This is a genomic window from Haloferax sp. Atlit-10N (assembly GCF_003586325.1).
Classification (GTDB): domain Archaea; phylum Halobacteriota; class Halobacteria; order Halobacteriales; family Haloferacaceae; genus Haloferax; species Haloferax prahovense.
The window spans coordinates 81,279-104,234 of sequence record NZ_PSYX01000005.1; the positions used below are offsets into that span (position 1 = coordinate 81,279).

The following is a 22,956-nucleotide window of genomic DNA, read 5'->3' on the forward strand; positions in this document are numbered from 1 at the left end:
CGTGTAGTCGGCTCATGAGAGGATTCGTTCGACGCGGGCGCGCAGTTCGAACGGTCTGAAGGGCTTGGTCACGAAGTCGGTAGCATCGAGGTCGAGCGCCCGGAGCACGTCGGCCTCGCGCCCGCGGGAGGTGAGAACGACGACAGGGAGCGACGCGAGGTCGTCGTCGTCCGCCCCGCGAAGTCGTTCGAGCGTCCCGAACCCGTCGAGTTCGGGCATCATCACGTCGAAGATGGCGAGGGCGGGGTCCGGCGCGTCGTCGTCGGTCAGATACGCCCACGCGGCCTCGCCGTCCTCGACGGGCACCACGTCGTACGCCGAGAGCGTCTCGACTATCATCTGTCGCATCGGTTCGTCGTCTTCGGCAATGAGTATCGTGTGTGTCATTCGTCTGGTTCCTCGGAATCAGTCGCCGTCGACCGCCCCGACGGCGTCACGAACTCGAACCGCGCACCACCCTCGACCGACTCGGCGAGCGAGACGGACCAGCCGTGTGCGTCGGCGATGTCGCGGACGATGGCGAGGCCGTAGCCGGTGCCCCGCGGCGTCGTGGTGTAGCCGTGGTCGAAAACGCGTTCGCGGATTTCTTCGGGGATTCCGCCGCCGTTGTCCTCGACGTAGAACCCGATTCGGTCGTCGAGCGCGCCGACGCGGACGGCAAGCGGGTCGTCCGGCGGTTCGGCGTGTTCGACGGCGTCGTCGGATGGAATCCGACTGCCTGTAGAACCATGTTCGACAGCGTCGCCGGGAGAATCCCGGCGGTCTGTCGAGCCGTGCTCGACAGCATTCCGAAAGAGGTTCTCGAAGAGCCTGAGCAGGCGGCCGTCGTCGCCCTCGACGACGAACAGTTCCCCGCGGACGAGCGTCGCGTCGCCGGTGTCGACGAAGCGCCACGCGTGGTCGACGACGCGGGCGAGGTCGACGGATTTGGCGTCGACCACGGGCGTCCGCTGGCGAGCGAGGTCGAGCACCTCCTCGACCAGTTCGGACATCCGCTCGACCGCGTTGGCGGCGCGTTCGAGGTGCGCCCGCTCGCCCGACTCAATCCCGAGGTCGAGGTAGCCGGTGGCGACCGCGAGCGGGTTTCGGAGGTCGTGGGCGACGATAGAGACGAAATCGTCGAGTCGCTCGTTGGCCGCGGCGAGGTCCGCCTCGCGGTTGCGGAGTTCCTGTTCGCGGACCGTTCCCGAGAGCGCGGTGGCGACCGTCGAGCCGAAGAGTTCGAACAGGTCCACGTCCACGTCGAGGAACGCGTCGGCGTCGGTCGAGACGACGAGGAGACCGTGGCTCCCGAGCGGGACGCGGAGGGCAGACGCCGCGTCCGACTCGGGGGGAAGGAGTCGGTCATCGACGGCCGCGGAGTCGACTCGGGTGACCGCGTCCGACTCGGAGCCGCCCGGGACGGTCTCGGTTCGAACCGCCGACTCGAACCCGTCGCCTGTCGAAGCGGCCGGCGACAGTCCCTCGCCGTCGTCGGCGAGCCAGATGGCTGCCTCGGCGTCGGGGACGAGTTCGGGGACGGCCTCGACCGCCAGCGCCGCGACCTCCTCGACGCTCTCGGTGAGAATGAGGTCCCTCGTGACCGCCTGTAGCAACCGGAGACCGTCCTCCAACCGCGCGCGGTTGGTGACGTCGATGGCGACGCCGAGGAGCTTCGACACCTCGCCGTCGTCGTCGAAGACGGGGCGGTACCACACGTCGTAGACCGCGCCGTGGTACTCTATTCGCGTGTCGACCGCCTCGCCCGACAGCCCGCGGGCGATGGCGTCGGTGGCCGCGGGCGTGTCGTCGTACAGTTCGAAGGCGGACCGGCCGACCACCTCGCCGGGGTCGCGGCCGAGCGACTCCAGACCGGCCCCTTCGGACATGGTGAACACGCCCTCGGAGTCGAACGCCGAGAGGATGACCGGCAGGTTCTGCAACAGCGTCTCGAGGCGCTGGTTGGTCGATTCGAGGGCATGGAGGTAGCGCTTCCGCGTCGTCACGTCGCGGAAGTAGACCGACAGTCCCGACGGCGAGGGGTACGCCCGGACCTCGAACCAGCTGTCGTGCTGCTCGGCGTAGGTCTCGAACGTCACCGGCTCTTGGGTCCGCATCGCCTCGTGGTAGTTGTCGTACAGTTCGGTGTCGACGACCGACGGATACATGTCCCAGATGCGCTCGCCGAGTTCGGGCTCGCGAATCTCGCTGAAGATGGTCTTCGCGCGGTCGTTGAAGTAGACGAAGCGCCAGTCGGTGTCGAGGGCGAAGAAGGCGTCCGTCATGCGTTCGAGCAGTTCGCCCCGCTGGGTGGTGGCGACCTCGCGGTCGGTCACGTCTCGCGGGATGCCGACGACGCCGGTCACCTTCTCGCCGTCGGCGGCGGGGGAGAGCTGGAGTTCGAACAGCCGCGGGTCGCCCTCGGCGTCGACGAACCGAACGTCGAGGCGTTCGGTGGTGCCCTCCGAGAGAACCCGCGAGACGGCGTCGCGGTACCGCTCGTACTCGCCCGCGGGAAACAGGCCGGCGTCGACGAGCGATTCGAACTGCTCGCCGCGGAGCGTCTCGGAGGCTCGCCCCGTTATCTCCTCGATTATGGGGTTCACGTACTCGACGCGACTTCGGTCGTCGAGGACGAACGCGCCGTCTTCCATCGCCTCGACGATGACGCGGTGGCTCCGAGTGCCGGGGCGGGAGTCGCCGGTGTCCGGATCCACGAGCGACCGAACCGACGCGACGAGTTCCGCGTGGGAGTCGTCGACGTCGTCGCGGATCAGGTAGTCGTCGACGCCGAGCGAGACGGCGCGAGCGGCGAACACTTCGTCGCCCGCGGCGGCGTAGACGACGACCGGAAACTCGGCGTGAGAGCCGTCGCGGGAGACGAGCGCATCCAGTTCGAGTCCGTCGGGGAGGTCGGCGGCGGCGACGAGACAGAAGACGGGGCGGTCGTCGAGCGCCGACCGCACGGCGTCGACGCTCTCGGCGCGCGTGACCGGGCGCTCGAAGGCGTCCCGGAGCGCCGAGACGACCGCACCGGAGGCAGCGCCGTCAGCCGTGACGTAGAGAATCGCGCCGGCGGAGGTGCCTCCCGAACTCGGAGAAGACATGTTAGATACGAGATACTCGGTGAGCCAATAATATCTTGCGGGCGAAGCGGCCGACTCACCGGGAGACGAGAGTCGAAGCGGGTCGCGCGGGCCGCCGAGTCAGGGGTCGCCGGGGCGTCGGGTCGCCGCCTACCCCTGTCCGACCATCCGCTCTTCGTCGTCCCACTCGCGCTTGCGGAGTTCGTACTTCTGAATCTTGCCGGTCGCCGTCTTGGGAATCTCCTCGACGAACTCGAACTCGCGGATGGCTTTGTAGCCGGCGAGGCGGTCGCGGGTGTACTCGGCCAACTCCTCGGCGGTGATGCCGGGGTTCTCCACGTCGCCGTTCGCGGGGACGACGAACGCCTTCGGCGTCTCGCCCCACTTCTCGGACGGCGCGGGGATGACCGCCACGTCGCCGACGGCGTCGTGGTCGAACAGCGTGTCCTCCAGTTCGACCGAGGAGATGTTCTCGCCGCCGGAGATGATGATGTCCTTCTTACGGTCCTGAATCGCTATCATGCCGTCTTCGTTGACGACCGCGAGGTCGCCGGTGTGATACCAGCCTTCGAGGCGGTCGTTGAAGGCGTCGTGGGTCTCGTCGGGCTTGTTCCAGTACTTCTCCATCACCTGATTGCCGCGGACGACCACCTCGCCGATGGTAGCGTCGTCGCGCGGGACCTGTTCGCCGTCCTCGTCGACGACGCGCAGGTCGGTCCCGAGCGGGGCGACGCCCTGCCGCTGTTTGAGCGAGAAGCGCAGGCCGCCCTCGTCGGGGATGAGGCGGTTCGCGTCCGAGGTGGCGATGAGCGGGCCGGTCTCGGTCGCGCCGTAGAGTTGGGTGAACTCCCAGTCGAACTCGGATTCGGTGTGGCGAATCGTCGCGCTCGGCGCGGCGCTGCCGGCGGCGGTCACGCGGACCGGGTTGTCGCCGGCGTACGCGGGGTCGTGTTCCTCGGCGTACTCCCGCAGAATCGACAGCACCGTCGGCGCGCAGCAGAAAAAGGACACGTCCTCGTCGCGGATGGCGTCGAACACCTGCTCGGCGTCGACCCCGCGGGTGCAGACGTGTTTCGCGCCGCGGCCGGTGACGGCGTAGATGTGGCCCCAGCCGTTGACGTGGAACATCGGGAGCGTCCAGAGGTAGACGTCGTCGTCTGAGATGTGGTGGTGAATCGTCACCAGTTGGGCGTGGAGCGACTCGGTGCGGTGGGTGCGGCAGACGCCCTTCGGGTCGCCGGTCGTGCCCGAGGTGTAGTTGATGGTGATGAGTTCGTCCTCGGACATCTCGGGGCGCTCGTAGTCGTCGGCGTCGGCCTCGTCGAGGAACGCCTCGAAGTCGAGCCAGTCGCCGTCGACGGCGGCGGGGTCGTTCGTCACGAACACCTCGGCGGGCACGTCGTCGCGGACGGCCTCTATTTTCCCCGCGTACTGGTAGTCGGCGTAGACCACGCTCGCGCCGGAGTCCGAAAGCAGGTACTCGTAGTCCTCGGTCGTGAGCCGGTAGTTCAACGGGACGTGGAGCGCGCCGCACTGCATCGCGCCGAAGGCCGCCTCGAGGTGGCAGTGCGTGTTGGGGTCGAGCACCGCGATTCGGTCGCCCTTCTCGACGCCGCGGGATTGGAGCGCCGCCGAAAACCTGTCCACCCGCTCGCCGAACTCCGCGTAGGTGAAGCGCTCCCCGTCGACGCCGACGACAGCCTCGTAATCGCCGTAGTACGTCCGGGCCCGGTCGAGGAAGTCCGTCACGAGTAACTGTTTCTTCATTCATGATAGACCGAGCGGGCGAGGGAACTAAACGCACCACTTCCGGCAACATTTCACAGAATCGACGTGACCACCACAGTATGGCGGGGGACGTCGTCGGCGAGCGGTTTTGACCCTTCACTGGAGGAGGTTCGAACTTCCCTTCGCGCCGCCGAAACGAACACCTTTGAACCGCGCGGCCCTGACTCCCGGCAGATGACGACGCCGACCCTCCTCGTCGCGGGGACCGCGAGCCACGTGGGCAAGAGCACCGTCGCGGCCGGGCTCTGTCGCCTGTTCGCCGACCGCGGCCTCTCGGTCGCGCCGTTCAAGGCGCAGAACATGAGCAACAACGCCCGCGCGGTCGCGACCGCCGACGGCGACGACTTCGGCGAAATCGGCGTCTCGCAGTACGTGCAGGCCCGCGCCGCGCGGGTCGCGCCGACGACCGACCACAACCCGGTCCTGCTCAAGCCCCACGGTGACGGCACGTCGCAACTGGTGGTCCACGGCCGGGCAGTCGGCCTCAACGCCGCGGGCGACTACTACGCGACCCACTGGGAGGACGCCCGCAAGGCGGCGGTCGAATCGCATCGTCGGCTGGCGACCGAGGCGGACGTGGTCGTCGCCGAGGGGGCCGGCTCCATCGCCGAGATAAACCTCCACGACCGCGACTTGGCGAACATCGAGACCGCCCGCTTCGCCGACGCCGACATCCTCATCGCGGCCGACATCGAGCGCGGTGGGGTCTTCGCCAGCCTGCTGGGAACGCTCGAACTGCTCCCCGAGGACGTGCGCGAGCGGGTCGTCGGCGCGGTCATCACGAAGTTCCGCGGCGACCCGAGCCTCCTCGAACCGGGGCTCGACGAAATCGAGGAGCGGACCGGCGTGCCCGTCCTCGGTGTGCTTCCCTACGACGACCCCGGTCTCCCGGAGGAAGACAGCCTCGCGCTCCCCGCGGAAGGCGAGCGCGCCACCGTCGGCGACGACGACGGCGTCGCGGCCGAGCGCGCCGTCACAATCGGCGTGCCGCGACTCCCGCGCATCTCGAACGCCACGGACTTCGGCCCGCTGGCCGAGACGCCCGGCGTCCGGGTCGCCTACCTCCCGCTCGACGCGACGCTCGACGGCATCGACGGGGTGGTCCTCCCCGGCAGCAAGAACACGGTCGACGACCTGCTCGCGCTCCGCGACGCCGGCTTCGGCGACGAACTCGCCGCCTTCGACGGCCCGGTCGTCGGCATCTGCGGCGGCTACCAACTGCTCGGCGAGACCATCGAGAATGCCGACATCGAGGGCACGGGGGACGACGAGACGGTCGACGGGTTCGGCCTCCTGCCGATAGTCACACGCTTTTCCCGCGACAAGCGGGTCGAACCCGTCTCCGTCGAGTTCGACGGCGCGGGACCCTTGGCCGGCGCGGTGGGGACTATCGACGGCTACGAGATACACATGGGCGACAGCCGCATCGTCGGCGACGCGGCCCCGGTTTCGGGCGACGGCGCGGCGCTCGGACGGGTCGCGGGGACGTACATTCACGACCTATTCGCCAACGACTCGCCGCGAAACGCGTTCGTGGACGCCGTGTACGAGTCGGCCGGGCGCGACCGTCCGGCGACGAGCGCGGCGGGCGCGACAGGGGGAAAACGAGCGGAGACAGCGGGAACGCCCGAGGCCGACGCGGACGCCGGCGCGTCGGGCGACCCCTACGACCGCGCCGCCGCGCTCGTCGCCGACAACCTCGACGTGGCGGCGCTCTGCGACGCGCTCGGACTGGAGTAGCGGAGTGACCGAAACCACGACCCGTCAGCGGGGGCGGTAACACGCCTGTAACCACCTTACACCGCCGTCAGCGAGCGTTTAACATCCGTTAGGCGCTACACTCGGGCGTCGGAGCATCCACCGACTCCACTACCACACTCACACATGTCTCAGCAGAAATCTGACTACGCAGACGACGCCGATATCGACGCCGAACTCGACCAACTCCCCGACGACGAGGTCGTCGAAGCGACCGTCGAGAACCTCGAAGCGAACGGGTTCGACGTCGTCGTCGTCGATACGGCCGACGAAGCGCTCGAAACCCTGCAGTCGCACATCCCCGCGGGCGTCTCCGTGATGAACGGCCACTCGACGACCCTCGAAGAAGTCGGGTTCGACGACTACCTGAGCGAGGGCGACCACGAGTGGGAGAGCCTGCCGGACCAGATTTGGAGCATCGACGACGACGCGGAGCGACAGGCCGCCCGCCGCGAGTCCCAGACGGCCGACTACTTCCTCGGCGGCATCAACGCCATCGCGCAGACGGGCGAACTCGTCGCCGCGGACCTCTCGGGCAGTCGCATCGGCGCGTACCCCTTCGCCGCCAGCAACGTCGTCATCGTCAGCGGCGTCAACAAAATCGTGCCGACGCTCGACGACGCGCTCGACCGCCTCGAATCCGTCGCGTACCCCCTCGAGAACGAGCGCGCGAAGGAGGCCTACGGCGTCGAGTCGATGATTGCGAAGCAACTCATCTTCCGGCAGGAAGTCGAAGAGGGCCGCACCACCGTCGTCCTCATCCGCGAGCAACTGGGCTACTAAGTCCGACTCGCCTCCCCCTCGACACGTTCCCACGCTCCTCCGGGGAGCTTCCTGCGCCCGGACAATCCATCACCATCACCACCACCACCTCACCGGGCATCCCACCACCGTTCCTCCGGAACCCACGTTTTGCGGTCCCACGTCGTGAGCCGCGCCCCGTCGCCGACGAAACGACGGTTCGAACCGAACAGTTCTCGGGAGTGTCACGGACCGCGATATATCGAACCGGAGAAATGTTCTTACGACTGGAGCCGAATCGTCGGATATGCCCGAATCCGCGTACCTGCTCGATTCGTTCGACGAAGAGGACTGCACCTACTGCGACGGCGACCTCGTGACGGGGAGCTACAAAGACAACGACGCCATCGTCTGCGACGACTGCGGGACGCCGGCCGTCCAGCTCTGGTAAGCGCCTGAGCGAGCCGAGCGGGTCGAACGAGTCACCCGCCAGCGCCGGGTGGCGAGAGAAGCGGCCGGTGAAAGCCGGTCGGCTCAGTTCTCAGTTCCCGTTGATGATGTCGGCGACGCGCTCGCGGTCGAACAGTTGTTCGTCTTCGGGAATCTCGGGATACGCACCACCGGTGTACTCCGGCCACGCGCCGAAGCGGTCGGGGGAGAGCTGCTTGGCGGTCATCTCGGTCTGGAACAGGTTCATAATCGGCCCCTGTACCGGCGTGCCCGAGGGGAAGACGCGGTCGTTCTGGACCGCGCTGAGTTCGCTCCCGACGGGGTGGTCTTCGAGGGTCTCGCGAGTCGACGCCACGTCGTAGTACGAGTCGATACCGTAGCTGTGGAGCAACACGTCGGGGTCGATTTCCAGCATCGTCTCGAAGTCGTAGGAGGTCTCGAACGTCACGTCGCCGGCGGCGAAGGCGTCGGTGACGCCGAGCGGACGGACGTGCGAGGTCGCGAAGCCGGGAACGTTGATTTTCGAGGGGTAGAATGTCTCGTCCATGTAGATGACGACGCCGACGGACGGGCGCTCCGACTCGGGCGGGAGGTCCGATTGAATCGTGTCGAGGAGGTCGCTGTGGACCGACTCGAGCGCCGCGTAGCGGTCTTCCTCTTGGAACACCTGCCCGACGTTCTCCACGATTTCCCAGAGCGTGTAGTACTGGTAGTCGGCGGCGTACGGCTCGGGCGGTTGGGCGTGCGTGCGGCTGTAGGCGTTGCCGAACCACGGGCCGACCTGCTTCCGAATCTCCTCGACGTCCGACTGGTCCCAGCCGTCGAAGCTGGTCACGAGCGCCGGGTCGACGAGGTGGAGGTCGGAGTCCAGTTCGTAGACGAGTTCCTTGTCGATGTTGACGCTCCCGGACCCGGAGTTGAGTTGCGCGAGCTCGCTCCGGTCGAACGAGACGCCGTCGAGGCGCTCGTAGTAGGCGTCGAGCGTCCGGCCGCCGGCGTCGCTGTCGAAGCCGAGAGAGTTCACCGCGTCGCCGTGGCCGAAGGCGACCGCCGCGTCGGCGTAAACGAGGTTGTACACCATCACGTCCGCCGGAACCGACTCGAACGTCACGTCGCCGGCGGGCGACATCGACACCGTGTACCCGGCCTGTTCGGCCTCGGTCTCTGCCTCGGTAGACGCTTCGGTCGTGGGTTCCGTCGCTGCGGCCGTCTCGGTCGCGTCCGTCGCTGATTCCGCGTCGTTCTGCCCGGCACAGCCGGCCAGCAAGCCGCCAGCGAGAAGCGCGCCGCCGCCCTTGAGGTACGCTCGGCGCGTGCGCGCCGCCCGGTCGACGAGGTCTTGGTCCATGGCTTTAGCCAATTCCAAACGGATAAATCCGTTTCGGAATTTCGGTCGGCCTAAATCGGTACGCCTATATGTATTAGGCGGGCCTAAAAATACGATGGCAGACAGCGACGGACCAACGCGCAGGAAGTTCTTGACCTACGGCGGTTCGGTCGCCGCCGGCGGACTGCTCGCCGGCTGTACCGGTTCGTCCGAGTCGGACGCGACCACGACCGGCGCGACCGCGACGGAGACCGCCGCGGCCGAATCGACGCCGACGGCCGAGTCGACCGCGGAATCGACGGACGAGGCCGACTCGTACACGGTGTCGATGGCCCCGATGGGCGAGGTGACGTTCGAGCGCGTTCCCGAGAGCATCTTCACGCGGCTGACCCACCACGCGGGGATGGCGTTCGCCCTCGGCCACGGCGACGCCGTCAACTCGATGCACGCTCCGGACTACTACGACGCGCTGTGGAACCAGTTCACGCCGCGGCTCCCCGGCGTCGAACTCGACTGGACCGGCCTGTACTCGTCGTGGGAGCCGTCGAAAGAGCGGCTCTACGAACTCGACAGCGACGTACACCTCGCAGACCCCGCCAGCGTCTCGGCGCTCGGCAGTTGGAGCCAGGACGACCTCGACGAAATCGAGGAGAACGTCAGTCCGTGGTTCGGCAACAGCTTCAGCGCGCGGCATCAAGCGCCGCCGACCGAGTGGACCGACGCCTACGAGTACTACGGCCTCTGGGAGATATTCGCCAAGGTCGCGCAGGTGCTACAGGAGGAAGCGAAGTACGAGGCGCTCACTACGGTCCGCGAGGAACTGCTCGCGGCGATTGCGGCGGACCTCCCGGCGGAAGAGGACCGCCCGACCGCCGTGCTCCTCGGCCCGAGCGACCTGGAGTCCATCTACGCCTACAACCTGAGCACGCCGGGCTTCCTGACCGCCCACACCCGCCCGCTGAAGCCGGTCAGCGCGTTCGGCGACGACGTCGAGTCCGGCTCGACCGTCGACTTCGAGACGCTCCTCGAAGCCGACCCCGACGTGATTCTCACGCTCGGCGGGATGCACCCGAACACGAGCATGCCCGACATCCGGACGGGATTCCAGGACGACCCCGTCGGAGCCGAGATTTCGGCCGTGAAGAACGACCGCATCTACGCGCAGGGCGGCCGCTACCAGGGACCGATACTCAATCTGTTCCAGTTGGAGATGACCGCGAAACAGCTCTCCCCCGACCGCTTCGGCGCGTGGCCCCAGTACAGCGAGGGGCCGTACCCCGAGATTCCCGAGGAGGAACAGCTGTTCGACCGGCAGCGCGTCGCCGACATCATCAACGGGAACCTCTGAGCCGGCGACCGGCGGTACTGGCGCGCCCGCTCAGCCGGAGAGCCCGGCGTCCGCGATGGCCGCGCGAATCGCGCCGAACCGAACGAGGTCGACCGCAGTCTCCAGTTCGCCGTCGAGCCGGCGGTCCTCGTCCAGCGGCGGAACCACGGACCGAATCGCGTCGCGGACGGCCCCAGTGCCGGTCCCGAGTTCGAGGCCCTCGTCGAGGAACTCGGCGGCTTGCGACCCACAGAGGAGTTCGACGCCGACGATGGTCGCGACGTTCTCGGCGACCGTGCGGGCGTTGAGGGCGCTCTGGCCGCTCATGCTCACGTGGTCTTCCTGCCCGCCGCTGACGGGCGTCGAATCGATAGAGGGGCGACCGAGCGACCGACACTCGTTGAGGAGCGCCGCGGCGGTGTACTGCGCAATCATGTAGCCGGAGCGGAGCCCGCTGCGTTCGGTCAGGAACGGCGGGAGATACGACTCCTGTACGTCGGGGTTGAGCATCCGGTCGGTCCGGCGCTCGGAGATGGCCGCGAGTTCGGTCAGCGCGCCAGCGGCGTAGTCGAGGCGGAGCGCCAGCGGTTCGCCGTGGAAGTTGCCGGCGGAGACGACGGCGGCCACGTCGGTACCGGGCGCGCGCTCGTCCACCGCGCCCGCCGGGAAGACGAGCGGGTTGTCGGTGACGCTGTTGAGTTCGACTTCGACGGCCTCGCGGAGGTGTGAGACGGCGTCTCTGACCGCGCCGTGGACCTGCGGGAGACAGCGAATCGAGTAGGCGTCCTGCACGCGCTCGCAGTCCTTGTGCGATTCGAGGACGGTCGAGTCGGCGGTGAGGCGGCGAATCGCCGCCGCGCTCTCTTTCTGGCCGGGGTGGGGGCGAACCTCGTGGATGGCGGGGTCGCAGTTCGCCGTCGTCCCCATCGTCACCTCGGTCGCGAGCGCGCCCGCGGCGTCGGCGGCCTCGACGGTCCGCTCGGCGTCGACCACGAACAGCGCGGCGAGGCCGACCGTCAGTTGCGTCCCGTTGATGAGCGCGAGGCCCTCCTTGGAGGCGAGCGTCGCCGGCTCCAAGCCGACTGCTTGGAGGGCTTCGTCGCCCGGGCGTCGCTCGCCGTCGACGCGGGCTTCGCCCTCCCCGATGAGGACGAGCGCCATGTGCGCGAGGGGTGCGAGGTCGCCGCTCGCGCCGAGGCTCCCGCGGGAGCGGACGACCGGCTGGACGCCCTCGTTGAGCATCGAGACGAGCAGGTCGACCACCGAGGGTCGGATGCCCGAAAAGCCCTTGGCGAGCGTGTTGGCCCGACTGACCATCATCGACCTGACCTCCTCGCGGGTGAGTTCGCGTCCCGCGCCGGCGGCGTGGCTGCGGACGAGGTTCGTCTGGAGGCGCTCGATGTCCTCGCGGTCGATGTGTGTCTCCACGAGGTGACCGAAGCCGGTGTTGACGCCGTAGACCGGCTCGCCGGAGTCGAGGACGGACTCGACGCGCTCGCGCGACTCGCGCATCCGCTCTCGCGACTCGGCGGCGAGTTCGACGGGTGCGTCGTGGCGTGAAACGGCGGCCACGTCCTCCGGCGTCAGCGACTCGCCGTCGAGGACGACCGAGTCGGGGAGGCCTGCGCGGTCACTCATGGGCGACCACCCCCGATTTCAGCACGGTCGAAACGGGGTTCGTGTCGAACCGGTACGAGAGGTGTGACGCGGTCGGCACGTCGAGCACGACGGCGTCGGCGGGAGCCCCGGTGCGGAGCGTGCCCGTGCCGTCGTCGCGGTCGAGCGCACCCGCGGCGGCGCTCGTGACGCCGCGGATGGCCTCGTGTGGAGTCATTCGCATTCCGACGCTGGCGAGCGTGGCGACGAATCCCATGCTTCGGGAGAAGCAGTTCGGATTGAAATCGGTGGCGAGCGCGACCTCGTGGCCCGCGTCGAGGAAGGCGCGGGCGTCGGCGTAGTCGGCACCGAGGCCGAACGCCGTGCCCGGGAGCATCACGGGCGCGACGCCGGCGTCGACCAGGGTCTCGCGGCCCCCGTCGTCGGTGTGGAGCAGGTGGTCCGCGCTGGCCGCGCCGACCGCGGCCGCCACGTCGGTGCCGCCGATGGCGGCGAACTCGTCGGCGTGAATCTTCGGCGCGAGGCCGTGGTCGCGGCCCGCCTCCAGAATCCGACGGGACTGCTCGGCGGTGAACACGCCGCGCTCGCAGAACACGTCGCAGAACTCGGCGATGCCCTGTTCGGCGACCGCGGGGAGTTGGTCGGCGACGACCGACTCGGTGTACCCCTCGGCGTCCACGCCGCGCGGGACGGCGTGCGCGCCCATGAACGTCGGAATCACGTCCACCGGGTGGTCCGAACCGGCCGCGTCGATGGCCGAGAGCATCCGCAGTTCGGTCTCGGTGTCGAGGCCGTAGCCGCTCTTCACCTCGACCGTCGTCGTCCCGTGGGCGAGCATCGCGTCGAGGTGTTCCGTGAGGTTCACCACCAACTCGTCGTCGGAGGCCTCGCGGACCGCGTCGACGGTGCGGAGGATGCCGCCGCCGTCGGCGAGAATCTCCTCGTAGGTCGCGCCGCGGAGTTTCGCCACGAACTCGTCGGAGCGGTCGCCCGCGAACAGCGCGTGGGTGTGCGGGTCGACGAAGCCCGGCAGGACCGTCTTGCCGGTCGCGTCGATGGCCGTCTCGGCGTCGTCGACCGGGTAGTCCGCGAGCACCTCGTCCGCGGGACCGACGGCGACGACCTCGCCGTCGAGCGCGGCGAACGCGGCGTCTTCGAGGACGACGACGCCTGTTCCCTCGTCGGGGCCGACGACCAGTTCGGCCGCATCGTGGACGACTGTGAGGTCGGCCGTGGAAGCCGCGTCAGTCACGCGACATCACCCCCGCGAGGAAGTGGGCGACCGCACGGGCGGCCGCGCTGACGGTTCGGCCGTCCTCGTCGTCCAGCGGCGGCGCGCACTCCACGACCTCGAAGCCGACGACGCGGGGGTCGGCCGCGACGCGGCGGAGCATCGAGAACAGTTCGCGGGTGGTGACGCCGCCGGGGGTCGGCGCGCTCGCGCCCGGCGCGGCCGTCTGGTCCAGCACGTCCACGTCGAGGCTGACGAAGACGCGGTCGCAGGCGGCCAGCGCATCGAGGGCGAAGTCGGCCGTCTCGACGGGGCCGCGGCCGACCTCGTCGGCGGTGAGGATGGTGCCACCCGAGTCGCGCAGAAAGTCGGCGTAGGCCGTCGAGGTCTCGAAGTGTCGCGCCCCGACCACGGCGAGGCGGTCGAGTCCGGCGTCGAACAGTTGGCGGTAGGGCGTCCCGCTCGTCGGGCCGTCGGCGGGGTCGCGGCAGTCGAGGTGGGCGTCGAAGCTCACGACCCCGACCGAGTCGTCGCCGCCGAGAAGCGGCGTGACGTTCCCGACGGTCAGGGAGTTGTCGCCGCCGAGGAAGACCGGGAGCGCGCCGCGCTCGTAGACGGCCGCGGCCTCGTCGGCGACGATGGCCTGCACGTCCGCGACGTGGTTCTCGGGGTCGTCCGCGTCGTTGTACGCCTCGACCGGGAGGTCGCCGAGGTCGGCGACGCCGGCGACCGGCCCCTCGTCGAAGTGGTGGGTCTTGACGCCGGCGAGAGCGCGCCGAATCGCGGCGGGGCCCTCGCGGGCACCGCGCCGGCCGATGACGGCCCCGTCGTAGGGTTCGCCCACGAGGGCGGCGCGGAAGTCGCCCGCGTCCTCGATTTCGGTCGGACGAACGACGTGGCCGAACTGCTCGTCGTTCGGGTCCGACGACGTTCCCTCCCACGCGGGCGGGTCGGTGCGGCTCATTCGTCACCTCGGGCGGCGGATTCGCCGGTCTCGGTCGCGTGGCCGCCGTCTTCGGCCGCGCGGTCGGCGCGGTCGGCCGCGTCGTGGTCCCGCATCGGAATTCTGACGTTCGACCGAGTCGCCTCGTCCAGCGCGTCCTCGTAACCGGCGTCGGCGTGGCGGATGACGCCCATGCCGGGGTCGGTCGTGAAGACGGCGCGGGCCTTCTTCGCCGCGAGGTCCGAGCCGTCGAGAACGACGTGGTTGTTCGTGTGCAGCGAGTTGCCGATGCCGACGCCGCCGCCGTCGTGGACGCTCACGATGTCCGCGCCCGCGGCGGTGTTGAGAAGCGCGTTCAGGATGGGCCAGTCGGCGACCGCGTCGGTGCCGTCGCGCATCGCCTCGGTCTCGCGGTACGGGCTGGCGACCGACCCGGCGTCGAGGTGGTCGCGGGTGACGACGACCGGCGCGGAGACCTCGCCCGAGGCGACGAGATCGTTGATTTTCAGCGCGAAACGAGCGCGCTCGGTGAGCCCCTCGTCGTCGGTGGTGTAGCCGAGCCAGCACACCCGCGAGGGGAGCCCCTGAAACGACACCTGCTCCTGTGCGAGGTCTATCCAGCGCATGAGCGACTCGTGTTCGGGGAAGAGCTCTCGAATCGCCTCGTCGGTGCGGTGGATGTCGGCGGGGTCGCCGGAGAGCGCGGCCCATCGGAACGGCCCGCGCCCGCGGCAGAACATCGGGCGGATGTACGCCGGGACGAAGCCGGGGAAGTCGAACGCGTGTTCCATCCCGCGGTGGTCCTGGACCTGCCCGCGGATGTTGTTGCCGTACTCGAAGGCGATTGCGCCCGCGTCCTGTAAATCGAGGATTGCCTGCACGTGGCGCTCCATCGTGTCGAGGCTCTCTTCGACGTACTTCTCGGGGTCGTCCTCGCGGAGTCGGTCGGCCTCCGCCGCGGTGTAGCCGCTCGGGTAGTAGCCTTCGAGTTCGTCGTGGGCGCTCGTCTGGTCCGTGACCACGTCCGGAATCTCGTCGCGCGCGAGCAGCTCTTCGAGCATGTCGGCCGCGTTCATCTCGACGCCCACACTGTAGGGCTCGCCCGCCTCAATCGCGTCCTTGGCGTTTTCGAGCGCCTCGTCCAGCGAGTCGGCTGACTCCATCAGGTAGTCCGTCTCGACCCGGCGCTCGATGCGGTCGGCCTGCACCTCGGCGGCGATACAGACCCCGTGGTTCATCGTCACCGCGAGGGGCTGTGCGCCGCTCATGCCGCCGAGACCGCCGGTGACGACGAGTTTGCCCCGCAGGTCGTCGTCGTAGCGCTGTCGGGCGAGTTCGGCCAGCGTCTCGTAGGTGCCCTGAATGATGCCCTGCGTGCCGATGTACGCCCACGACCCGGCGGTCATCTGGCCGTACATGATTTTCCCCTCGGCCTCCAGTTCGTGGAAGTGCTCCCAGTCGTCCCAGCGGCCGACGAGGTTGGAGTTGGCGATGAGGACGCGCGGGGCGCGCTCGTGGGTCGGGAACTTCCCCACCGGCTTGCCCGACTGGACGAGGAGCGTCTCGTCGTCGTCGAGGTCGCGGAGTTCGGCGAGGATGGCGTCGTAGGCGTCCCACGAGCGGGCGGCGCGCCCGGTCCCGCCGTAGACGACGAGGTCCTCGGGGCGCTCCGCCACTTCGGGGTCGAGGTTGTTGTTGAGCATCCGGAGCGCCGCCTCCTGTCGCCACCCCTTGCACTCGATGTCCGTCCCGGTGGGCGCGCCCTGGTACGCGCGCCACTCGTCGCTCGGGTCGCCGAGTCGGTCCCGCCGTGCCGACGATTGCTGGTCGTGCATACACCGAACTTCGGGCGCGAGACGGGTAGCAATTCCCCCACCATGCGGTGCGTGATTTATATATTCGTGCCGAGCCTTGGTCCGCGCATGTACGAGGCGAACCTCCGAATCAGGGACGACAGCGCCTACGCGGCGGCGACGGCGGGCAACGCCGCGAGCGTCGAACTGTGGTGCAACGAACACTGCGACATGCTCCACGTGAGCGGCGGGGTCGGAAGCGACGTGCTCGACCGCGTCGACGACACCGTCGGCGTGGCGGCGTCGGTCGAGCGCGGCGACGAACTCGTCGTCGTCACCGCCGACTGCCTCCGGGACCACGAGATAGACCACATCGAGGGCTACGTGCGGAAACACGGGCTACTGCTCGTCCCGCCGCTTCGCTACCGCGGCGGCGCGAAGGTCTGTCGCCTGCTCGCCGTCTCGGCCGACGACCTGACGGCGTGCTTCCGCGACCTCGTGGACAGCGGCTTCGACGTGAGCGTCGAGTCCAAGCGCGCGGTGTCGTTCGCCAGCGGGAGCGGCCCGCTTTTGGCCCCCGCCGACGCGATGCCCGAGCTCACCGGCCGCCAGCGCGAGGCGCTGCGACTGGCCCACGCCGGCGGCTACTACGACCTGCCGCGCGGCATCGAGACCGCGACCATCGCCGACGAGATGGGCGTTTCGCGGCGGACCGCCGAGGAACACCTGCGCCGGGCGGAGCGAAAAGTGATGGACTCGGTCGCGCAGTACGTACTGTAGTGCGGGAGAGGAGACTCAGTCGTCGTCAGGCGCGGCTTTCAGTTCCAGCGTGTAGCCGAAGGGATCGGTGACGTACATCGCGGGCGCGACGCCCGTCGCCCCGAGGGGTTCGAGTTGGCGGTCGATTTCGACGCCCGCAGCGTCGAGGTGCCCGCGGAGTTCGTCGATGTCGTGGGCGAACTCGATGGCGACGTGGTCGAAGGCGGTCTCCGTCGGCGGTTCGAAGTTCTCGGCCGGTCGGAGGTGGATGACGCTCGCCGGGGTGAGTCGCACGGAGAAGAAGGGCTTTTCGCCCGACTCGTACAGGTCGCGGTTCTCGATTTCGAAGCCGAGCGCGTCGCGGTAGAACTCGACCGCGGCGTCGAGGCCGTCGGCGGGGATGCGGAGATTCACGTGGTCGATTGCCGTCGCGTCCATGCCCGGACCGTCGCGGCCGCGGGTGGTAAAAATTTGTGCGGCGGCCATCGGGGACGGGGGCGCTGAACCGAGAGAATATAAACTGTATAAAGTTTAAAACTGTACAATTTCTAAAAATTGCAAAATTTGTAAAAATTATGTTGTTTGGACGGCTATTATAGCGTTTTTATTTCCGTTTATCTCCCTCAGACCATTCAGTATAAACTAATATTTGTTTACGAGTTACTCAGCGCCACGGGAAACCGCGACGCCGACAACCGGAACCGGCGTTCCGCAATCGTAACCCATTGGTAGCAGGTCGGTGTACGGAGGGTGTGAACCAACAGCCGACATCCGACGAGCGCTTGCTTGCGGGCTACCCGGGTCGGATGTTAGTCACCGTGTCGCTAGCGTGGGCGGTCCTCCAGACGGGTCGGTTTCTCTTGTCGCCGCTGCTGCCGACTATCATCGAGGAGCTACAGATAACGGAGGCGACCGCCGGTATCGCGCTGGCGCTGTTTCAGGGCGTCTACGCCATCACCCAGTACCCCGGCGGCGAGTACTCCGACCGATGGACCCGGACGACGCTCATCGTCCCCGGACTCGGTATCCTCGTCCTCGGGTTCGCCACGTTCGGCCTCGCGGGCGGTCTCGCGGGCTTCGTCGCCGCCGCGGTCATCACGGGACTCGGGAAGGGGCTGTTCGCCATCCCCTCGCGGGCGCTCCTGTCGGACCTGTTCGTCGAACGCCGCGGCCGGGCCCTCGGCCTCTACGCCGCCGGGACCGACCTCGGCGGCCTCGTTTCGTCGGGGCTCGCCATCCTCGCGCTGACCTACGCCACGTGGCGGACGCCGTTCCTCCCGGTCGCCGTCGCCCTCGCGGGGCTCACCCTCCTCTACGCGCTCTGGTCGAGAGACGGCTACGCCGTGGGGTCGCCCGAACTCCACGTCTCGGGCACGCTCCGACGCCTCTTCGCCAGCGCCGAACAGCGCCGGACGCTCCTCGCGTTCGGGCTGTTTTACTTCATGGTCGGCGGCTTCATCAACTTCTTTCCGACCTACCTCATCGAGGCGAAAGGTTTCGACCAGCAGTTGGCGAGCGCGACGTTCGCCATCGTCTTCGCCGTCGGCATCACCATCAAACCCGTCGCCGGCGGCCTGAGCGACCGGTTCCGCCGCGAGTCAATCGCTGTCGTCGGGATGCTCGTCGCCGCGGGGGCGCTCGCCGTCCTCTCGGCCGTGGAGGCGCGCCCGCTCATCTACGTCTCCGTCGTCGCGCTCGCGGCCGGCTACAAGACGGAGTTCCCCCTCGCGGACGCCATCATCATGGACAACGCGCCCGACGCCGACCGCGGAGCCGACCTTGGGGCCGCGCGGGCGCTGTTCCTCGGTGCGAACGCGATTGGACCGGCGTACGTCGGCATCGTCGCCACCTACGCGAGCTACGTCGCCGCGTTCGCGGGGCTCGCGGTCTGTCTCGTCGTCTCAGCCGGCCTCCTCTACTGGGACGCGCGGAAGCGGTGAAAAGCAGAAAGCGAAAACCGCATCGGAACGGCGTTCTCGGGTGTCTCTGTGCGGTCGTCGGTCGGTGCGGCGGAAGCGATGACGTGAGCCGAGTGCTCGCTCAGCGGTCGAGTTTCGCCTTCGTGTAGGCTTTCAATCCCCCCTGTTCGACGAGCGACTGGAGGAACTCGGGGAGCGCCTCCGCCTCGTAGGTTTCGTCTCGCGTGTGGTTCGTCACGACGCCCGCGTCGAGGTCGACGTGAATCTCGTCGCCGTCCTCGATGACGTCCGCGCCGGGGCAGATGAGCACCGGCAGGCCGAGGTTGATGGCGTTGCGGAAGAAGATGCGCGCGAACGACTGCGCGACGACCGCCGAGACGCCCGCGCCGACGAGCGACAGCGGCGAGTGCTCCCGCGACGACCCGCTGCCGAAGTTCTCGCCGGCGACGACGAAGTCACCGGGCTCGACCGACTCGGAGAACTCGGGTCTGAGGTCCTCGAAGGCGTGGGTGGCGAGTTCGTCGGGGTCCGACGAGACGATGAATCGCGACGGCGTTATCTGGTCGGTGTCGATGTTGTCGCCGAAGACCCACGCGCGACCGGGTTCGGCGGGGTCCGGGCGGCCGCCGTCGCCGGCGAACGCGTCCGTCATGGCAGCACCTCCGCGAAGACCGTGTCGTCGTAGCGTTTCGTCTCGACCTCGCGGGGGTCCGTGATTTCGCCGTACAGCGCGCTCGCGCCGACGGTCGCCGGACTCGACAGGTAGACCGACGACTCCATCGACCCCTCGCGGCCGGGGAAGTTCCGGTTCGCCGTGGCGAGACAGACGTCGCCGTCGCCGAGGACGCCCTGATGGTAGCCCGCACAGGGGCCACAGCCGGCGCTCTGGATGACCGCGCCGGCGTCGGTGAGCGTCTGGAAGACGCCCGTCTGGAGCATATGCTGGTAGACGGACTTCGAGGCGGGGACGACGACCATCCGGACGTTCGGGGCGATGGTCTCGCCCGCGAGGATGTCCGCGACGATTTTGATGTCTTCGTACCGGCCGTTCGTGCAGGTGCCGACGAACAGCTGGTCGATTTCGGTGCCCGCGACCTCGGTCACGTCGACCGCGTTCTCGGGGTTCGACGGCTTCGAGACCTGCGGGGCGAGGGCGGCCGCGTCGTAGCTGTGGACCGCCTCGTAGTCGGCGTCGTCGTCGGAGACGAACGCGTCGTCGAGGTCGATTTCGGTGCCGGTCTGGCGTTCGAGGTACGCCTCGGTCCGCTCGTCGGGCGCGACGAGGCCCGTCTTGCCGCCCATCTCGATTGCCATGTTCGACAGGACGAGGCGCTCGTGAATCGGGAGCGACTCGATGGTACTCCCGGCGTACTCGGCGGCCATGTAGGTACAGCCGTCGAAGCCCACGTCGCCGATGAAACGCAGGATGAGGTCCTTCGCGTAGACGCCGTCCTGGAGGTCGCCGTCGACCTCGAAGCGCAGCGTCTTCGGGACGCGGAACCAGAGTTCGCCCGTCGCGAGCGCGGTCCCGAGGTCGGTCGAGCCGACGCCGGTCCCGAACGCGCCGATACCGCCGTAGGTCGTCGAGTGAGAGTCCGCACCGATGACGAGGTCGCCGGGACCGACGAACCCCTCCTCGACGAGGACGGCGTGGCAGATGCCGTCGCCCACGTCGAACTGGTGCGCGCCGTGTTTCGCCGCGAACTCGCGGACTGCGTTGTGGTTGTTCGCGGCCTGCACCCCGTCCGCGGGGGCGTGGTGGTCGATGGTGAAGACGGTCCGGTCGGGCGCGAACAGTTCGCCGTCGTCGCCCGTCACCTCGTCGAACGTCTGGAACGCGAGCGGCCCGGTGATGTCGTGGGCCATCGCCACGTCCACGTCGGCTTCGACGTAGTCGCCGGCGCGGGCGTCGGTGCCGGACTTCGCCGAAAGCAGTTTCTCCGCGAGAGTTTTTCCGGACATCTCAGTCCTCCTCCCCGTCGGCCGCGACGGTGTCGAGGACGCCCTCGACCGTGCCGCCGGCGAGGACGTGACTCGTCAGACCGAGGCCCAGTCGGTCGGACACGTCGTGGGCGGCCGCCTCGATGCGGCCGAAATCGACCCCGTGACCGACGCCCATGCGTTCGAGCATCTGGACGAGGTCCTCGGTCGGCGTGTTGCCGACGCCGGACATGTCGCCGGGGAGGACGACGCCGCCGCCGAGGCCGCAGACCGAGGCGTCGAAGCGGTCGACGCCGACGGCCATCGCGGCCAGCGTGTTGGCGAGGCTCATCCCGTTCGTGTCGTGGAGGTGCAGGCCCATGTCGAGGCCGGGGTGGGCCTCGAACGCGGCGGTGAAGCGCTCCGTGATTTCGACCGGGTTGGCGAGGCCCATCGTCGTCGCCAGCGTCACCTCGTCGACGCCGGAGTCGACGACGCTGTCGACGACCGCGAGCGTCTCCGTCGGGTCGATTGCGCCTTCGTAGGGGCAGTAGAAGCTCGTTCCCATCCCGGCTTCGACCTCGATACCGTGGTCGTGGGCGAGTTCGACGATGTCGTCCATCTCCGCGAGCACCTCCTCGCGGGTGCGGTTCTGGTTTTTCCTCGTGTAGGTCTCGCTCACCGTGACGAGCGCGTTCACCTTGTCCACCTCGGCCTCGACGGCGCGCTCCATGCCCCGGAGGTTGGGGACGAGCGCCCGGTAGGTCACGCCGTCGCGGCGGGTGATGCGCTTCGCCACCTCGTCGGCGTCCCGCAGGGTCGGGACGGCCTTCGGGTGGGTGAACGAGGAAATCTCGATTTCGTCCACGCCGGTGTCCGAGAGGGCGTCGATTATCTCGACTTTCTCGTCGGTCGGGACGAACTCGTCGAGGCGCTGGAACCCGTCGCGGGGCAGCATCTCGACGACGTGGACGCGCTCCGGAAGCGAGTCGAGGAGGCTCATATCACGTCCTCCGCCTCGAGGTCCGAAAGCACCGACTCGTCGTAGCCGAGTCGGTCGCGGTAGACCGCGTCGTTGTGTTCGCCGAGCGACGGGCCGAGGTGGTCGACCCGACCCGGCGTCTCCGAGAACTTCGGGAAGGCGTTCTGCACGACCGCCTCGCCGAGGTCCGGGTCGTCGACCGTCAGGAACGCCTCGCGCGCCGCGTAGTGCTCGTCGTTGAGGATGTCCTCGACGTTGTACACCGGCGCGAGCGTCGCGTCGGCCTCCTCGAACGCCGCGAGCACCTCCTCGCGGCTGTGGTCGTCCATCCAGCCTTGGATGATGGCGTCGAGTTCGTCGACGTGCTCCAGTCGGTCCTCGTTGGTCTCGAAGCGCGGGTCGTCCTTCAGGTCGGGCCGGTCGATGGCGTCGAAGGTCCGTTCCGCGAGTGGTTGCGCGCTCGCGGAGATGGCGACCCAGCGGTCGTCGCCCGTCCGGTAGACGTTCCGCGGGGCCGACGAGGTCGAGCGGTTACCCGACCGCGACTCGATTTCGCCGAGTTGGTCGTAGCGGAGCGGTTGCGGGCCGAGCAGGCCGAAGATGGGTTCGATGAGGCTCGTGTCGATGTACTGACCGCCGCCGCCGTGGACGTCGCGGTGGTAGAGCGCGAACATCACCGCGAACGTCGAAAACAGCGCCGCGATGTTGTCGGCGAGGCCGGTCGGCGGGAGCAGCGGGGGTGAGTCAGGGAAGCCGTTGAGGTAGGCAAAGCCGGACATCGCCTCCGCGAGCGTCCCGAAGCCGGGGCGCTCGGAATACGGGCCGGTTTGGCCGAAGCCGGACATCCGGAGCATCACGAGGTCGTCGTTGACATCTGAGAGTCGCTCCCAGCCGACGCCCCAGCGTTCGAGCGTGCCGGGTCGGAAGTTCTCGATGAGGAGGTCGGCCTCGCTCACGAGGTCCTCGAACACCGCCGCGCCCTCCTCGGTGGAGATGTTCAGGGTGATAGACTGCTTGTTCCGCGAGAGGTACTTGTGCCAGAGGCCGACGCCGTCTTTCTGTGGGCCGAAGCGGCGGATGTGGTCGCCGAACGCCGGGTGTTCGATTTTGATGACCGTCGCCCCGAAGTCGGCCATGAAGCGGCCGACGGTCGGGCCGGATATCATCGACCCGGCTTCGAGGACGACGAGGCCGTCGAGTGGTCCGTTCGTGTCGTTCGTCATGTCGTGTGTGTCTTCTCGTTCTGTGTCGCGTGTGGTGGTCGTCAGGTGGTGCGTGTGCGTGTCCGCGTGCCCGGTCGTCTGTGCGGCAGGTCGGGCCGCGCGCCCCGGGCTCC

The 22,956-nt window shown here is 68.4% G+C and carries 19 protein-coding genes; 6 read left to right on the forward strand and 13 right to left on the reverse strand.

The annotated features are described in order from the left end of the window. Nucleotides 1-12: 12 nt before the first annotated feature. The 3 genes from C5B91_RS15125 to C5B91_RS15135 form a co-directional block, all read right to left on the reverse strand. Nucleotides 13-387, reverse strand: coding sequence for a response regulator transcription factor (locus C5B91_RS15125; RefSeq protein WP_008093966.1), 375 nt, complete (start codon nucleotides 385-387; stop codon nucleotides 13-15). Then, the gene (locus tag C5B91_RS15130) at nucleotides 384-3,086 is read right to left on the reverse strand and encodes a PAS domain-containing protein (protein WP_115819945.1); all 2,703 of its coding nucleotides are present in this window, start codon (nucleotides 3,084-3,086) and stop codon (nucleotides 384-386) included. The genes C5B91_RS15125 and C5B91_RS15130 overlap by 4 nt, the downstream gene beginning before the upstream one ends. A gap of 129 nt (nucleotides 3,087-3,215) precedes the next feature. Then, nucleotides 3,216-4,832 carry a long-chain-fatty-acid--CoA ligase gene (locus tag C5B91_RS15135; RefSeq protein ID WP_049968845.1) on the reverse strand — a complete coding sequence of 539 codons (1,617 nt, stop codon included), beginning with the start codon at nucleotides 4,830-4,832 and terminating at the stop codon, nucleotides 3,216-3,218. A 195-nt stretch (nucleotides 4,833-5,027) separates the two neighbouring features. On the opposite strand from C5B91_RS15135, the gene C5B91_RS15140 reads away from it, so the two are divergent. The 3 genes from C5B91_RS15140 (at nucleotide 5,028) to C5B91_RS22505 (ending at nucleotide 7,803) form a co-directional block, all read left to right on the forward strand. Continuing rightward, nucleotides 5,028-6,593, forward strand: coding sequence for a cobyric acid synthase (locus C5B91_RS15140; RefSeq protein ID WP_115819946.1), 1,566 nt, complete (start codon nucleotides 5,028-5,030; stop codon nucleotides 6,591-6,593). Between the two features lie 144 nt (nucleotides 6,594-6,737). Next, nucleotides 6,738-7,394 (forward strand): lactate utilization protein, encoded by a 657-nt coding sequence (locus tag C5B91_RS15145; RefSeq protein ID WP_008093971.1) that lies wholly within the window; start codon nucleotides 6,738-6,740, stop codon nucleotides 7,392-7,394. A gap of 265 nt (nucleotides 7,395-7,659) precedes the next feature. Beyond that, complete coding sequence (locus tag C5B91_RS22505; protein ID WP_007276288.1) at nucleotides 7,660-7,803, forward strand: HVO_A0556 family zinc finger protein; 144 nt, start codon at nucleotides 7,660-7,662, stop codon at nucleotides 7,801-7,803. Nucleotides 7,804-7,893: 90 nt separating this feature from the next. Here the strand turns inward: C5B91_RS22505 and C5B91_RS15150 are convergent, their stop codons facing one another. Beyond that, nucleotides 7,894-9,150, reverse strand: coding sequence for an ABC transporter substrate-binding protein (locus tag C5B91_RS15150; protein WP_115819947.1), 1,257 nt, complete (start codon nucleotides 9,148-9,150; stop codon nucleotides 7,894-7,896). Between the two features lie 94 nt (nucleotides 9,151-9,244). Between C5B91_RS15150 and C5B91_RS15155 the strand changes: the two genes are divergently transcribed. Then, a complete protein-coding gene (locus C5B91_RS15155) occupies nucleotides 9,245-10,477 on the forward strand; it encodes an ABC transporter substrate-binding protein (RefSeq protein ID WP_115819948.1) in 1,233 nt (410 codons plus the stop codon). Between the two features lie 30 nt (nucleotides 10,478-10,507). Here the strand turns inward: C5B91_RS15155 and hutH are convergent, their stop codons facing one another. Genes hutH through hutU form a run of 4 tightly spaced genes read right to left on the reverse strand, consistent with a single transcriptional unit; the run spans nucleotide 10,508 to nucleotide 16,082 of the window. After that, the gene (gene hutH, locus C5B91_RS15160) at nucleotides 10,508-12,094 is read right to left on the reverse strand and encodes a histidine ammonia-lyase (RefSeq protein WP_115819949.1); all 1,587 of its coding nucleotides are present in this window, start codon (nucleotides 12,092-12,094) and stop codon (nucleotides 10,508-10,510) included. Next, nucleotides 12,087-13,325 carry an imidazolonepropionase gene (gene hutI / locus C5B91_RS15165; protein ID WP_115819950.1) on the reverse strand — a complete coding sequence of 413 codons (1,239 nt, stop codon included), beginning with the start codon at nucleotides 13,323-13,325 and terminating at the stop codon, nucleotides 12,087-12,089. The genes hutH and hutI overlap by 8 nt, the downstream gene beginning before the upstream one ends. Next, nucleotides 13,318-14,268 carry a formimidoylglutamase gene (gene hutG / locus C5B91_RS15170; protein WP_115819951.1) on the reverse strand — a complete coding sequence of 317 codons (951 nt, stop codon included), beginning with the start codon at nucleotides 14,266-14,268 and terminating at the stop codon, nucleotides 13,318-13,320. Before hutG ends, hutI begins: the two co-directional genes overlap by 8 nt. After that, nucleotides 14,265-16,082, reverse strand: a complete 1,818-nt coding sequence (gene hutU, locus C5B91_RS15175; protein ID WP_008093981.1) for a urocanate hydratase — start codon at nucleotides 16,080-16,082, stop codon at nucleotides 14,265-14,267. The genes hutG and hutU overlap by 4 nt, the downstream gene beginning before the upstream one ends. Before the next feature lie 87 nt (nucleotides 16,083-16,169). Between hutU and C5B91_RS15180 the strand changes: the two genes are divergently transcribed. Then, the gene (locus tag C5B91_RS15180) at nucleotides 16,170-16,820 is read left to right on the forward strand and encodes a helix-turn-helix domain-containing protein (RefSeq protein WP_008093983.1); all 651 of its coding nucleotides are present in this window, start codon (nucleotides 16,170-16,172) and stop codon (nucleotides 16,818-16,820) included. Nucleotides 16,821-16,835: 15 nt separating this feature from the next. Here C5B91_RS15180 and C5B91_RS15185 read toward each other — a convergent pair whose 3' ends face one another. After that, nucleotides 16,836-17,237, reverse strand: a complete 402-nt coding sequence (locus C5B91_RS15185) for a VOC family protein (RefSeq protein WP_049968850.1) — start codon at nucleotides 17,235-17,237, stop codon at nucleotides 16,836-16,838. 368 nt (nucleotides 17,238-17,605) lie between these two features. On the opposite strand from C5B91_RS15185, the gene C5B91_RS15190 reads away from it, so the two are divergent. Further along, a complete protein-coding gene (locus tag C5B91_RS15190; RefSeq protein WP_008093987.1) occupies nucleotides 17,606-18,739 on the forward strand; it encodes an MFS transporter in 1,134 nt (377 codons plus the stop codon). A 100-nt stretch (nucleotides 18,740-18,839) separates the two neighbouring features. Here C5B91_RS15190 and C5B91_RS15195 read toward each other — a convergent pair whose 3' ends face one another. The 4 genes from C5B91_RS15195 to C5B91_RS15210 are packed head-to-tail and all read right to left on the reverse strand — an operon-like array spanning nucleotide 18,840 to nucleotide 22,843. Beyond that, nucleotides 18,840-19,370 carry a 3-isopropylmalate dehydratase small subunit gene (locus C5B91_RS15195; protein WP_008093989.1) on the reverse strand — a complete coding sequence of 177 codons (531 nt, stop codon included), beginning with the start codon at nucleotides 19,368-19,370 and terminating at the stop codon, nucleotides 18,840-18,842. Next, nucleotides 19,367-20,680, reverse strand: a complete 1,314-nt coding sequence (locus tag C5B91_RS15200) for a 3-isopropylmalate dehydratase large subunit (protein ID WP_049968852.1) — start codon at nucleotides 20,678-20,680, stop codon at nucleotides 19,367-19,369. The genes C5B91_RS15195 and C5B91_RS15200 overlap by 4 nt, the downstream gene beginning before the upstream one ends. Nucleotide 20,681: 1 nt before the next feature. After that, on the reverse strand, nucleotides 20,682-21,641 hold the full coding sequence (locus C5B91_RS15205; protein ID WP_115819952.1) for a hydroxymethylglutaryl-CoA lyase: 960 nt from the start codon (nucleotides 21,639-21,641) through the stop codon (nucleotides 20,682-20,684). Continuing rightward, nucleotides 21,638-22,843 (reverse strand): CaiB/BaiF CoA-transferase family protein, encoded by a 1,206-nt coding sequence (locus C5B91_RS15210; protein WP_004978204.1) that lies wholly within the window; start codon nucleotides 22,841-22,843, stop codon nucleotides 21,638-21,640. Before C5B91_RS15210 ends, C5B91_RS15205 begins: the two co-directional genes overlap by 4 nt. Between the last annotated feature and the right edge of the window lie 113 nt (nucleotides 22,844-22,956).